16 protein-coding genes and 1 pseudogene are annotated in these 12,637 nt (G+C 61.5%); 12 read left to right on the top strand and 5 right to left on the bottom strand.

Annotated features, from left to right (window positions below):
- Nucleotides 1-20: 20 nt before the first annotated feature.
- Nucleotides 21-641, top strand: a complete 621-nt coding sequence (locus CAG02_RS16310; protein ID WP_085711045.1) for a TetR/AcrR family transcriptional regulator — start codon at nucleotides 21-23, stop codon at nucleotides 639-641.
- A gap of 58 nt (nucleotides 642-699) precedes the next feature.
- On the opposite strand, the gene CAG02_RS16305 is transcribed toward CAG02_RS16310, so the two are convergent.
- From CAG02_RS16305 to CAG02_RS16295, 3 genes are all read right to left on the bottom strand, one after another.
- A complete protein-coding gene (locus CAG02_RS16305) occupies nucleotides 700-1,554 on the bottom strand; it encodes a phasin family protein (RefSeq protein WP_085711044.1) in 855 nt (284 codons plus the stop codon).
- 10 nt (nucleotides 1,555-1,564) lie between these two features.
- Nucleotides 1,565-1,987: a phasin family protein gene (locus CAG02_RS16300; protein ID WP_085711043.1), complete on the bottom strand. Its 423-nt coding sequence runs from the start codon at nucleotides 1,985-1,987 to the stop codon at nucleotides 1,565-1,567.
- A gap of 257 nt (nucleotides 1,988-2,244) precedes the next feature.
- Nucleotides 2,245-2,520: a polyhydroxyalkanoic acid system family protein gene (locus CAG02_RS16295; RefSeq protein WP_085711042.1), complete on the bottom strand. Its 276-nt coding sequence runs from the start codon at nucleotides 2,518-2,520 to the stop codon at nucleotides 2,245-2,247.
- A 165-nt stretch (nucleotides 2,521-2,685) separates the two neighbouring features.
- Here CAG02_RS16295 and ubiE point away from each other — a divergent pair, with 165 nt between their 5' ends.
- From ubiE to CAG02_RS30240, 11 genes and pseudogenes are all read left to right on the top strand, one after another.
- On the top strand, nucleotides 2,686-3,456 hold the full coding sequence (ubiE, locus tag CAG02_RS16290; protein WP_007952418.1) for a bifunctional demethylmenaquinone methyltransferase/2-methoxy-6-polyprenyl-1,4-benzoquinol methylase UbiE: 771 nt from the start codon (nucleotides 2,686-2,688) through the stop codon (nucleotides 3,454-3,456).
- Nucleotides 3,456-4,079 carry an SCP2 domain-containing protein gene (locus CAG02_RS16285; protein WP_007952419.1) on the top strand — a complete coding sequence of 208 codons (624 nt, stop codon included), beginning with the start codon at nucleotides 3,456-3,458 and terminating at the stop codon, nucleotides 4,077-4,079. The genes ubiE and CAG02_RS16285 overlap by 1 nt, the downstream gene beginning before the upstream one ends.
- On the top strand, nucleotides 4,076-5,680 hold the full coding sequence (ubiB, locus tag CAG02_RS16280) for a ubiquinone biosynthesis regulatory protein kinase UbiB (RefSeq protein WP_085683997.1): 1,605 nt from the start codon (nucleotides 4,076-4,078) through the stop codon (nucleotides 5,678-5,680). Before CAG02_RS16285 ends, ubiB begins: the two co-directional genes overlap by 4 nt.
- A gap of 80 nt (nucleotides 5,681-5,760) precedes the next feature.
- Nucleotides 5,761-6,162, top strand: a complete 402-nt coding sequence (hisI, locus tag CAG02_RS16275; protein ID WP_025110285.1) for a phosphoribosyl-AMP cyclohydrolase — start codon at nucleotides 5,761-5,763, stop codon at nucleotides 6,160-6,162.
- Nucleotides 6,155-6,487, top strand: coding sequence for a phosphoribosyl-ATP diphosphatase (locus CAG02_RS16270; RefSeq protein ID WP_007952422.1), 333 nt, complete (start codon nucleotides 6,155-6,157; stop codon nucleotides 6,485-6,487). The genes hisI and CAG02_RS16270 overlap by 8 nt, the downstream gene beginning before the upstream one ends.
- Nucleotides 6,488-6,512: 25 nt before the next feature.
- On the top strand, nucleotides 6,513-6,791 hold the full coding sequence (locus tag CAG02_RS16265; RefSeq protein WP_007952423.1) for a twin-arginine translocase TatA/TatE family subunit: 279 nt from the start codon (nucleotides 6,513-6,515) through the stop codon (nucleotides 6,789-6,791).
- Between the two features lie 10 nt (nucleotides 6,792-6,801).
- Nucleotides 6,802-7,254 carry a Sec-independent protein translocase protein TatB gene (gene tatB, locus CAG02_RS16260; protein WP_085711041.1) on the top strand — a complete coding sequence of 151 codons (453 nt, stop codon included), beginning with the start codon at nucleotides 6,802-6,804 and terminating at the stop codon, nucleotides 7,252-7,254.
- Entirely contained in the window at nucleotides 7,251-8,039 is a 789-nt protein-coding gene (gene tatC, locus CAG02_RS16255; protein ID WP_065261773.1) for a twin-arginine translocase subunit TatC, read from the top strand. Before tatB ends, tatC begins: the two co-directional genes overlap by 4 nt.
- Nucleotides 8,036-8,743: a 16S rRNA (uracil(1498)-N(3))-methyltransferase gene (locus CAG02_RS16250; RefSeq protein ID WP_085711040.1), complete on the top strand. Its 708-nt coding sequence runs from the start codon at nucleotides 8,036-8,038 to the stop codon at nucleotides 8,741-8,743. The genes tatC and CAG02_RS16250 overlap by 4 nt, the downstream gene beginning before the upstream one ends.
- Before the next feature lie 105 nt (nucleotides 8,744-8,848).
- Nucleotides 8,849-9,910, top strand: a pseudogene (locus CAG02_RS30245) (methyl-accepting chemotaxis protein); the annotation flags it as partial.
- A complete protein-coding gene (locus tag CAG02_RS30240) occupies nucleotides 9,893-10,765 on the top strand; it encodes a methyl-accepting chemotaxis protein (protein WP_371856501.1) in 873 nt (290 codons plus the stop codon). The pseudogene CAG02_RS30245 and the gene CAG02_RS30240, both read left to right, overlap by 18 nt.
- 54 nt (nucleotides 10,766-10,819) lie before the next feature.
- On the opposite strand, the gene CAG02_RS16240 is transcribed toward CAG02_RS30240, so the two are convergent.
- Both CAG02_RS16240 and CAG02_RS16235 read right to left on the bottom strand, forming a co-directional pair.
- The gene (locus CAG02_RS16240) at nucleotides 10,820-11,554 is read right to left on the bottom strand and encodes an amino acid ABC transporter ATP-binding protein (protein ID WP_085711038.1); all 735 of its coding nucleotides are present in this window, start codon (nucleotides 11,552-11,554) and stop codon (nucleotides 10,820-10,822) included.
- Nucleotides 11,547-12,506: an amino acid ABC transporter permease gene (locus tag CAG02_RS16235; RefSeq protein WP_007952431.1), complete on the bottom strand. Its 960-nt coding sequence runs from the start codon at nucleotides 12,504-12,506 to the stop codon at nucleotides 11,547-11,549. Before CAG02_RS16235 ends, CAG02_RS16240 begins: the two co-directional genes overlap by 8 nt.
- Nucleotides 12,507-12,637: the final 131 nt, after the last annotated feature.

Below are 12,637 nucleotides of genomic sequence, written 5' to 3'. Positions count from 1 at the left end.
CCGCCCTTTAAGAAGACTGGATGAAAACAAGCGAACGGATCCTCGAATGTGCCCTGCAGTTGTTCAACGAAAAGGGCGAGCCGAACGTCTCCACCATGGAGGTTGCCAATGAAATGGGGATCAGCCCCGGCAACCTCTACTACCATTTCCACGGCAAGGAGCCGCTGATCCTCGGGCTGTTCGAGCGCTTTCAGAGCGAGTTGGCGCCCCTGCTCGACCCGCCCGCCGATGTCGAACTGGCACCGGAGGATTACTGGCTGTTCCTGCATTTGATCGTCGAGCGGCTGGCGCAGTACCGGTTCCTGTTCCAGGACCTGTCGAACCTGGCCGGACGTCTGCCGAAACTGGCCAAGGGCATTCGCAACTTTCTCAACGTACTGAAACGCACGCTGGCCTCATTGCTGGCGCGGTTGAAGGCCTCGGGGCAACTGGTCAGCGATACCCAGGCGCTGGGGCAACTGGTGGAACAGATCACCATGACGCTGCTGTTCTCGCTGGACTATCAGCGGATTCTTGATCGCGAGGGGGAAGTGAGGCTGGTGGTTTACCAGATCATGATGCTGGTGGCGCCGCATTTGTTGCCACCGGTGAAGGTGGCGACGGAGCGGATGGCTTTGCAATATCTCGAAGATCACGAGTGACCGCACAAACAAAAACGCCCGACCTTCACAGGCCGGGCGTTTTCTTGTGCCCTGAATATCAGGACTGACTGGTCGGCGTCGACGGAGTCGATGCAACAGTCGAAACAGGCGCCGGGGTTGGAGCCGAGGCGGAGTTCGACGTGCTGGCCAGTGCTTGCGGTGTGGTCACAGGTTTTGGTGCAGCAGCTTTCGGCGCAGCGGCTTTCGGTGCGGCCGGTTTTTTCACTGCAGGTTTTTTCGCTGCAGCCGGTTTGGCGGCAGGCTTGGCAGCGGGTTTGGCGGCAGCGGTTTTCGCTGCTGGCTTGGCCGCTGGTTTTGCAGCAGGTTTGGCGGCGGCCTTGGCGGCAACCGGTTTGGCCGCGGCTTTCGCTGCTGGCTTGGCTGCTGCAGTTTTGGCCGCTGGCTTGGCTGCAGGTTTGGCGGCAGCTTTAGTCAACGGTTTGGCAGCAGGTTTTGCCGCCGGTTTGGCTGCTGCGGTTTTGGCCGCGACAGGTTGGGTTTTCAGGCCAGTGAGTTTCTCGATCTGCTTGGTCAGGGTATCGACCTTCTTGTGCAGATCCTTCACCTCGTTGCGGCTCGGTACGCCCAGGCGCGAAATCGCACTGTTCAGGCGCTTGTCGAAAGCCCCTTCCAGTTGATCCCAGGTGCCCAGCGCGCGATCTTTCACGCCGCTGATGCGCGATTTGGCCGAGCTCGCGGTGTCCTTGGCAGCATCGACTTTCTTGCCGACTGCAGCCTTGGTGAGCTTCTCGGCTTTCTCGCCGTCTTTGACCAATGTATCGAAGAGCTTGCTGCCGTCAGTGTCGATCTTCGAGTACACGCCTAAACCAGCCAGCCAGATCTTGCGGGAATAGTCTTCGACTTTTCCGATCCACGAGCTGCCTTCTTTATCGGTGTTCTTTTTACCAGCCATCCCGTTCTCCTTAAGATTTACGCGCGACGCGTTCGAGCAATGCCGTCAGCTCATCGAGCTTAGCAGAGAGTGCCTCAACGTCATGTTTAGACGGAATGCCGATACGATTCAAGGCACTGGCGACACGCGTGTCGAACGCCTTCTCGACCTTGTCGAGCTGAACTTCGACGCGGCCTTTGAAAGAGCTGACTTCGCTCCTGGCTTCATCGATCTCGGCGTTGGCCGCTTCGAGTTTTTCGGTGACGGCTTTTTTGCCTTTCTTTTCAACAGTTTGACCAGCCTTGATCAACTCCTGAAAGTATTCGCTGCCCTCCTGACCGACCTTGGTGTAGGCACCCAGGCCTGCCAGCCAGATCTTGCGGGCATAGGATTTGACGTCGCTCAGGGCAGAAGTCGAGGCGTCGATTTTTTTCTTCAAAATAGCTTTGGCCATGGTGCACCTCACGCGCAGAAGGTTTGAGGAACTGCCCTGACGAGTGTCGGGCTCAGGCACAAAGTAGGGAGAAAAATTAGAAACGGCACCCTAACAACTGACATAAACAGGTGGGCACACCACAAAACAAATGTGGGAGCGAGCTTGCTCGCGAATGCGGTGTGTCAGTCACGGAAATGTCGGCTGATACAACGCATTCGTCGGATCGCCGCCCGGAGCAAGCTCGCTCCCACAGGGGATCTCATTTCAGGCAGAAATCAGACCAGCGCTTTATCCAGCGCCTTTTCGATCTCGGCTTTGATCATGCCGCTCATGGCCGACATCATCAGGCCCAGTTCCACGTCGACCCGGATCGAATCCTCGGCCACATGCACCGCGCCCTTCACGCCCGAACGCTTGAGGTTCAGGGTGTCACCCGCCCACTGCGGCTCGAGGCCATATTGATCGGACAGTTTCTGCGCCAGTTTGTCGGCTTTCTCGCGGGCAACTTCCTTGCCCAGGCTGTGGGCACGCTCAACACTGATATGGGCCATTGAATGACTCCTGCTTTTTGAATGGGGCTATGAATGCCTGCAACGAATCTTGACCGCCACTGCGGCAAATCGTCCCGAAGGTTGCCCATCTTACCTTTAGCCATTCCAAGACAAAGCATGGCTTGGGGATTAGAATGTCGCGCATTCTCTTTTGGTGACAGCGATATGACTGATCAGCGCAAAGGCAGCGATGCCGAACCCACCACTCACTTCGGCTTCAAAAACGTTCCGGAAAGCCAGAAAGCGGAAAAAGTCGCTGAGGTGTTCCACTCCGTGGCCGCCAAGTACGACCTGATGAACGACCTTCTGTCGGGCGGCATGCACCGTCTGTGGAAGCGCTTCGCGATCGAGCTGTCGGGCGTGCGCGCAGGCAACCGCGTGCTGGACATCGCCGGCGGCACCGGCGATCTGACCAAGAAATTCTCGCACCTGGTCGGCCCGACCGGTCAGGTCGTTCTCGCGGACATCAACGAATCCATGCTCAAGGTCGGCCGTGACCGCCTGCTGGATGTCGGTGTGTCGGGCAACGTCGAGTTCGTCCAGGCCGACGCGGAAAAACTGCCGTTCCCGGACAACCATTTCGACTGCGTGACCATCGCCTTCGGCCTGCGCAACGTGACGCACAAGGAAGACGCCCTGCGCTCCATGCTGCGCGTACTCAAGCCCGGCGGCCGCCTGCTGGTGCTGGAATTCTCCAAGCCGACCAACGCGCTGATGTCCAAGGCCTACGACGCCTACTCGTTCGCCTTCATGCCGCTGATGGGCAAGCTGATCACCAACGACTCGGAAAGCTATCGCTACCTGGCCGAATCGATCCGCATGCACCCGAATCAGGAAACCCTGAAGTCGATGATGGTCGACGCCGGTTTCGACCGCGTGACCTATCACAACATGACCGCAGGCATCGTCGCCCTGCACCGCGGTATCAAGCCCTGATGCTGCTGACCGGGCTGCTGGCCAGCGTCGAACTCGGCCTGAATCGCGTGCTGCGTCTCGACAGCACGGCGCTGCCGCGACTCGCGCATCTGACCGGCAAAGTGATTGCCGTGGATTGCCGCAGCCCGGCGCTGCAACTGTTCATCCTGCCGAGCGACGAAGGTCTGATGCTGGCGTCCCATTGGGAAACCGGCGTCGACTGCACCCTGCGCGCCCCGGCCTCGAGCCTGGTGAAACTGGCCCTGAGCAAGGACAAGACCGCGGTGCTGCACGCACCGGAAGTCGAACTCGACGGCGACAGCGGCGTGCTGCTGGAACTGGCGGGTGTGCTGCAGGATCTGGAGCTGGACTGGGAGTACGAACTCTCGCGCTGGCTCGGCCCGGTCGCCACGCAACTGGTCGGCGGTCATCTGCGCAGCCGCGCCCGCTGGTATCAACAAGGATTTGCCAGCCTCAACCAGAATCTCGCCGAATACCTGGCCGAAGAATCGCGCACCCTCGTCGGGCAGCGCGAAGCCGAAGCCCGCTTCAGCGAACTGGACCGGATCAAACTCGATCTGGAACGTCTCGAGGCGCGCTTCGAGCGCCTTTCCCGATCCCTCGACCCAAGCGATAACGCATGAAGCTGCTCGCCGTCCGCCGTCTGTTGCGCATCCAGCGCGTCGTGATCCGCTACCGCCTCGATGATCTGCTGTTCGATCTGCCCTTGCCGTGGTTCCTGCTGGCGCTGCGCTATGTCCTGCCGTGGCGCTGGTTTCCGCGCAAGCCGCTGGACCTGAGCCGTGGCGCACGCCTGCGCCTGGCCTTGCAGGACCTGGGGCCGATCTTCATCAAGTTCGGGCAGATCCTCTCGACCCGCCGCGACCTGCTGCCGGAAGACATCGCCGATGAGCTGATGCTGTTGCAGGACCGCGTGCCGCCGTTCGATTCGCAGCTGTCGGTCAAACTGATCGAAGAACAGCTGGGCAAGAAGATCAGCGAAGTGTTCAGCCGCTTCGACGTCGAACCGCTGGCCTCGGCCTCGGTGGCGCAAGTGCATGCCGCACAGCTGAAGACCGGCGAAGAAGTGGTGGTCAAGGTGATCCGCCCGGGCCTGAAACCGGTGATTGCCCAGGATCTGGCGTGGCTGTTCATCCTCGCCCGCGCCGCTGAAAAAGTCTCCGCCGACGCCCGCCTGCTGCACCCGGTGGACGTGGTCAGCGATTACGAAAAAACCATCTACGACGAACTCGATTTGCTGCGCGAGGCGGCCAACGCCAGCCAGTTGAAGCGCAACTTCGAAGGCTCGCCGCTGCTCTATGTGCCGCAAGTCTATTGGGACTGGTGCCGGCCGAAAGTGCTGGTGATGGAGCGCATCTACGGGATTCAGGTAACGGATCTGGCGACCCTCGCCGACCAGCGCACCGACATGAAAATGCTTGCCGAGCGCGGTGTGGAGATCTTCTTCACCCAGGTGTTCCGCGACAGTTTCTTCCATGCCGACATGCACCCGGGAAATATCTTCGTCAGCACCGTGAACCCGTGGAGCCCGCAGTACATTGCGATCGACTGCGGTATCGTCGGCAGCCTGACCCCGGAAGACCAGGATTATCTGGCGCGCAACCTGTTCGCCTTCTTCAAGCGCGACTACCGCCGCGTGGCGCAATTGCACATCGATTCGGGCTGGGTGCCGGCGGAAACCAAACTCAACGAATTCGAAGCGGCGATCCGTACCGTGTGCGAACCGATCTTCGAAAAACCGTTAAAAGATATTTCATTTGGCCAGGTGCTGATGCGCCTGTTCCAGACCGCGCGCCGCTTCAACATGGAAGTGCAGCCTCAACTGGTATTGCTGCAAAAGACCCTGCTGAACATCGAAGGCCTGGGCCGTCAGTTGTACCCGGACCTGGATCTGTGGAACACCGCGCAGCCGTTCCTCGAACGCTGGATGCGCGAACGCGTCAGCCCGAAAGCCTTGATCGGCAACGTGCAGAGCCAGTTCGAACAGCTGCCGCACCTGGCAAACATGGCCCGCGACCTGCTCGAGCGCATGTCCCAGCCCCACGCCAACGACCCGCCACCGCCGTGGAAAAAGCGCAAGGACGACTGGTTCCTGCGCCTGCTCGGCAGCGCCCATCTGGCGGGCGGCACGATCCTCGCCGCCGGTGGCCCGCTGAATGAACTGGGGCATTGGCCCGCCGGGATCATGGTGGCAGTCGGCTTGTATCTGGTCGTTCGCCGATAGCCAGTTGCGTGATCGGCTGGCACACTGTTTCAACGCCTGAACCCGACTATTGAAGTGTGGGTTCGCTGTCGGAGTCGAAGATGAAAAACTGGCTGGACGAGATCAAGTGGGACGCCGATGGCCTGGTGCCGGCGATTGCCCAGGATCACAAGACCGGACGCGTGCTGATGATGGCCTGGATGAACCGCGAAGCCCTGGAGCTGACCGCATCCGAAAACCGTGCCATCTACTGGTCACGTTCCCGTGGCAAGCTGTGGCGCAAGGGCGAAGAGTCCGGCCATGTGCAGACCCTGCATGAAATGCGTCTGGACTGCGACGCCGACGTGATCATCCTGATGGTCGAACAGATTGGCGACATCGCTTGCCATACCGGCCGTCAGAGCTGCTTCTACCGCGTCTTCGAAAACGGCGACTGGAAAACGGTCGACCCGGTCCTGAAAGACCCGCACGCCATCTATTCCGCAGGACACAAACATGAGTGACACCCTGACCCGCCTCGCTCAGGTACTTGAAGAGCGCAAGGGCGCTGCTGCCGACAGCTCATATGTAGCTAGTCTGTATCACAAGGGCCTGAACAAGATTCTGGAAAAGGTCGGCGAAGAGTCGGTCGAAACGATCATTGCCGCCAAGGACGCCGCCGTCAGCGGTGACTGCAGCGACGTGATCTACGAGACCGCCGACCTGTGGTTCCACAGCATGGTCATGCTCGCCCAGCTGGGGCAGCATCCGCAGGCTGTACTCGACGAACTGGATCGTCGCTTCGGCCTGTCCGGACACGTCGAGAAAGCCTCGCGTCCGTCCGCCTGAACAACTTTTAGAGAGGAACAGCAACATGGGCATTTTTGACTGGAAACACTGGATCGTCATTCTGGTTGTCGTGGTGCTGGTGTTCGGCACCAAGAAACTGAAAAACCTCGGCACCGACGTCGGCGAATCGATCAAGGGCTTCCGTAAAGCCATGAACGACGACGAAAAACCGGCCGATCCGACCGTCACGCCTGCGCAGCCGGTACCACCGGTCCAGCCGCAAGCCACCGCTCAGGCCAACCCGCCGCACACCATCGACGTGCAGGCGCAGAAAGTCGAAGAGCCGATCCGCAAAGACGTGTGAGCACTGACTAATGTTTGGTATCAGCTTCTCTGAACTGCTGCTTGTCGGCCTCGTTGCCCTGCTGGTGCTGGGCCCCGAGCGTTTGCCGGGTGCCGCGCGCACCGCCGGCCTGTGGGTCGGGCGGCTGAAGCGCAGCTTCAACGCGATCAAACAAGAAGTTGAACGTGAAATCGGTGCCGACGAAATCCGTCGGCAACTGCACAACGAACACATCCTGTCGCTGGAGCAGGAGGCGCGGAAGATCTTCACGCCACCGGTTCAGCAGGAGCCGACGCCCGTGCAGCCGGTGGCAGAGCAGACGCCTGCGACCCCCGTTGCGGAGCAACCGGCGAGCGTCGAACACGTCTCTGCCACAGCTGCTGAAGCGGCACCGATCATGAAGCCTGTCGAACCCGTTGCACCTGTGGCTGCGCCAACCACGCCGGCCCCTCACGACCCTACACTGCCGCCGCGAGCCCCATGAGCGATCTCCCCGAAAACGACCAGCACATGCCGCTGGTATCGCACCTCACCGAGTTGCGCACCCGCCTGCTGCGTTGCGTCGCGGCGATCTTCATCATCTTCGCCGGGCTGTTCGCCTTCACCCAGCAGATCTACACCTTCGTCTCGACGCCGCTACGCCAGTACCTGCCGGCCGGCGCGACGATGATCGCCACCGACGTGTCGTCGCCGTTCCTGACGCCGCTGAAGCTGACGATGATGGTGTCGCTGTTCCTCGCGATCCCGGTGATCCTGCACCAGATCTGGGGCTTCATCGCGCCGGGCCTGTACAAGCACGAGAAACGTGTCGCGGTGCCGCTGCTGATCTCTAGCATCCTGCTGTTCTACACCGGCATGGCGTTCGCCTACTTCTTCGTGTTCCCGCTGATCTTCAAGTTCTTCGCCTCGGCCACCCCGGCCGGCGTGGAAATGATGACCGACATTACCAGCTACCTCGACTTCGTCATGACGCTGTTCTTCGCCTTCGGCGTGGCGTTCGAAATCCCGGTGGCCGTGGTGCTGCTGGTGTGGATCGGCGTGGTCGACGTCAAATACCTGAAGAAGATCCGCCCGTACGTGATCATCGGCTGCTTCGTGGTCGGCATGATCCTGACTCCGCCGGACATCTTCTCCCAGACCCTGCTGGCCGTACCGATGTGGATGCTGTTTGAAGTCGGCATTCTGTTTGGCAGCCTGGTCAGCAAGCGCGAGCGCCCGGACGAAACCGTCGACGACCACAACGACCAGCCGCCAGCGACCCAGCCATGAACCTGCTGTTGCTCGAAGAGGCCGACTTCATTGCGGCCGACCGCGTCGTGCTGCGCGACCGGCGCCTGACCCACATGCAGGAAGTCCATCGCTCGGAAGTCGGTGACAGCCTGCGGGTAGGGCGCATCAACGGCTTGATGGGCTCGGCCGAATTGCTGCGCCTGGAAGCGGGCGAAGCCGAGCTGCGGGTCACCCTCGATCAGCCACCGCCGGCCAAACTGCCGCTGACCCTGGTGCTCGCCCTGCCACGCCCGAAGATGCTGCGTCGGGTGTTCCAGACCGTGGCGACCATGGGTGTGTCGAAGGTGATTCTGGTTAACAGCTATCGCGTCGAGAAGAGCTTCTGGCAGACGCCGTTCCTGGAGCCGGAAGCTATTCGCGAGAATTTGATCCTCGGCCTCGAACAGGCCCGGGATACCGTGCTGCCGGAAATCATCATCGAGAAGCGCTTCAAGCCGTTCGTTGAAGATCGCCTGCCGGCCATCACCGACGGCACCCTCGGTCTGGTCGGCCATCCGGGCAACTTCCCGCCCTGCCCTCGCGCCCTGAGCGAACCGGTGACCCTGGCCATCGGCCCCGAGGGCGGCTGGATTCCCTACGAGATCGACCTGCTGGGCAAATCCGGCCTGCAACCGGTACAGCTCGGCGATCGCATCCTGCGGGTCGAAACCGCCGTCACCGCCCTGCTCGCGCGCCTGTTCTGAACCCGCCGGCGCCATTCGGCGCCGGACAAATCGCGTTACAGATTGCCATCATCCAGCCGATACAGTCTCCATAAGTCCAATTAGTGGTCCGAGGGGAGTCGTCGCATGTACCGTTGGTTAGCCGAGAATCTTGGAAACGTCAGCGTCAAACGCAAGCTGGGCATCGGTTTCGGCCTGGTGCTGCTGCTGACGCTGTTGATCACCTTCACCGGCTGGACCGGCATGAGCGGCATCATCAGCCGCGGTGACAAACTCGGCTTCATCTCGAGCCTCAACGAGCTGACCAAGGACCTGCGTCTGGCGCGTCTGGACTACGAAATGCGCCGTGGCGAACAAGGCCCGGGCGCGGTCAATGAACTGCTGGGCAAACTCGACAGCGGCCTGCAAACCGCTCGCAGCCTGATCGAGCAACCGTCAGACGCAACGAAAGTCGATCAGCAACTGGCGGCCGTCGCCGAGTACAAACGCGCCTTCGCCGACATGGTGCAAGCCGGCGCAAACCGCGAAGATGCCCGCAGCAAGCTCGGCTCCACCGCCGACAACGCCGTGGCCAAGGTCGCCGAAGTCGAAAAATCCATGCTGCAGGGCGACAGCGTTGCCCAGTTCAACGCGGTTATCGACCTGAGCAAGCTGATCCAGCAGGCGCGCTTCCAGGTCCGTGGCTACACCTACAGCGGCAAGACCGAAGCCGAGCAACCGGCCCTCGACGCCATCGACAACGCCCTGAAAAACCTCGAGACCCTGCCGGCCAAGCTGCCTGAGCAACACATCGCCAACCTGCAACAGGCCACCGATTCGCTCAAGGCTTATCGCGCCGCCGTCAGCCAGTTCCGCGACTCCCAGGTGGCCAGCGCCAAGGCCCTGGCCCGTATGTCGGTGCAGGGCGACATCCTGCTTGATGTCAGCAAGCAGCTCACCGAATCCCAGACCGTCGTTCGCGACACCGACGCCGCCAGCGCCAAGAACCAGTTGCTGATCGCTACCCTGCTAGCCGTTGCCTTTGGCCTGCTGGCCGCCTGGGCGATCACCCGGCAGATCATCATTCCGCTGAACCAGACCCTGAAAGTCGCCGAGCGCGTAGCTTCCGGCGACCTGACCCACAACCTGATCTCCCAGCGCCGCGACGAACTCGGCCAGCTGCAGCGTTCGATGCAGAGCATGACCCAGGGTCTGCGCGAACTGATCGGCGGCATCAGCGACGGCGTCACCCAGATCGCCAGCGCCGCTGAAGAACTGTCCGCCGTGACCGAGCAGACCAGCGCCGGCGTGAACAATCAGAAAGTCGAGACCGATCAGGTCGCTACCGCCATGAACGAAATGGCCGCCACCGTGCAGGAAGTCGCGCGCAACGCCGAGGAAGCGTCGGAAGCCGCCGTCGCGGCTGACCAGCAGGCCCGTGAAGGCGACAAGGTGGTTGGCGAAGCCATCGCCCAGATCGAACGTCTGGCCACTGAAGTCGGCCACTCCACCGAGGCCATGGGCGAGCTCAAGCGCGAAAGCGACAAGATCGGCAGCGTCCTCGACGTGATCAAATCCGTGGCCCAGCAAACCAACCTGCTGGCCCTCAATGCCGCCATCGAAGCGGCCCGTGCCGGTGAAGCCGGTCGCGGCTTTGCGGTGGTCGCCGATGAAGTGCGCAGCCTCGCTCAGCGCACCCAGAAGTCCACTGAAGAGATCGAAGAGCTGATCGTCGGCCTGCAGAACGGCACCCAGCAAGTGGCGACGATCATGGACAACAGCCGCACCCTGACCGACAGCAGCGTAGAGCTGACCCGCCGTGCCGGTGGTTCGCTGGAAAGCATCACCCGCACCGTCTCGGCGATTCAGGCGATGAACCAGCAGATCGCCGCGGCGGCCGAACAGCAGAGCGCCGTGGCCGAAGAGATCAACCGCAGCGTGCTGAACGTGCGGGATGTGTCGGATCAGACGTCGGCAGCGAGTGAAGAGACGGCGGCGTCCAGCGTCGAACTGGCGCGCCTGGGCACTCACCTGCAAACGCTGGTGGGCCGGTTCAAGGTTTAAACCGCGCAAACAAAAAAATCGCAGCCATTGGCTGCGATTTTTTTTGCCTTGCGTTTAGAGGACTTGCCGCAGGAACGCCTGGGCTCGCGGATCCTTCGGCGCGTCGAAGAATTCCGTCGGCGAAGCATCTTCCAGCAGTTTGCCGTGATCGAAGAACAGCACCCGGTCCGCCACTTCCCGGGCAAAGCCCATTTCGTGGGTCACGCAGACCATGGTCATGCCTTCCACAGCCAGATTCTTCATCACGTCCAGCACTTCACCGACCATTTCCGGGTCGAGGGCCGAGGTCGGCTCATCGAACAGCATGACCTTCGGATCCATCGCCAGCGCCCGGGCGATTGCCACGCGCTGCTGCTGACCGCCAGACAGACGCGAAGGGTATTCGCGGGCCTTCTGCGCAATGCCGACCTTCTCCAGCAACGCCAAAGCCTTGGCCTCGCTTTCCTTCTGGCCGCGCTTGCGCACGACTTTCTGCGCCAGGCAGAGGTTTTCCAGCACGGTCATGTGCGGGAACAGGTTGAAATGCTGGAACACCATGCCGACTTCACGGCGGTAGGCGTTGACGTCGGTTTTCGGGTCGGCCAGTTGCAGGCCGTCGATGCTCACGGAACCGGAATCGAACTCTTCCAGGCCATTGAGGCAGCGCAGGAAGGTCGACTTGCCGGAACCGGACGGGCCGAGCACCACCAGCACCTCGCCCTTGGCCACGTGGGTGCTGACGTGATCCACGGCGCGAACTACCTGGCCACGGGTGTCGAAGACTTTTACCAGATCGCGGACTTCAATCACTTTGCGCGAGCCTCCGCTCAAGCCGGCTGGCGATTTTCGACAGCGGCAGGTTGATCAACAGGTACAGGCCGGCCACGCAGAACAGGATTTCGAACGGCGAAAACGAGGTAGTGATGACTTCACGACCGCTTTTCAGCAGTTCGGTGATGGCAATCACCGACACCAGCGAGGTGTCTTTCACCAGACTGATGAACTGCCCGGCCAGCGGTGGCAGCACACGTTTGAACGCTTGCGGCAGCACCACATGACGCATCGACTGGCCGGCGCTCAAACCCAGCGAGCGGGCTGCTTCGTTCTGGCCACGGGCAATCGACTGCACGCCGGAACGGATGATTTCCGCCACGTAGGCGCCGGTGAACAGCGACAGCGCGGCGATCCCGGCGAACTCCCGCGACAGGTTCATCACCGTGCCGATGAAGAAGTAGAAAATGAAGATCTGCACCAGCAGCGGCGTGCCGCGTACCAGTTCGACGTAGATCGTCGACAGGTCGCGCAGGGTCGGGTTGCTCGACAAGCGGCACAGCCCGGTCGCCAGACCGATCAGCAGGCCCAGCACGCCGGACACCACCGACAGCCAAAGCGTCGTCCACAGGCCCCACAGCAGCGGCCCCGCCGCCCAATGCCGGGTCACACCCACGACGTCACCTTCGGCCACATCGTCGCCCTGGGCGAATTGCAGGCTGTTTTCGTCGACGGTCAGGTGCTGCTCGTCACCGGCATCGTTGCGCAGGGTGACTTGCGCGCTGCCGCCCTTGCGCACCAGTTCGCTGACGGTGGAGATGTCAGTCGCGCGCTGGGTTTCCTCGGCCTGATAGGCGAAGTACTGCGGCACGCGGTTCCAGCGCCATTCGTAGGACATCAGCGACGTGGCGTAATACAGCGCGCCAGCCAGGCCGACCAGCACCAGCACGGTCAGGACGTGCCAGGGCCATTGGGCTTTTTTCTGTTTCATGGGTTTAGCGAAATCCGAAAGTTGTGTCGCCGGGGAGGCCGCTATCGCGAGCAGGCTCGCTCCCACAATGGACCGGGTCAGACACACCGATCACTGTGGGAGCGAGCTTGCTCGCGAATGGGGCGACTCGG

This window comes from Pseudomonas sp. R43(2017) (assembly GCF_002112345.1).
In the GTDB taxonomy this organism is placed as follows: Bacteria; Pseudomonadota; Gammaproteobacteria; order Pseudomonadales; family Pseudomonadaceae; genus Aquipseudomonas; species Aquipseudomonas kribbensis.
Note: the sequence above shows the minus strand (reverse complement) of the source record. Positions and strands in the feature narration are given on the sequence as shown.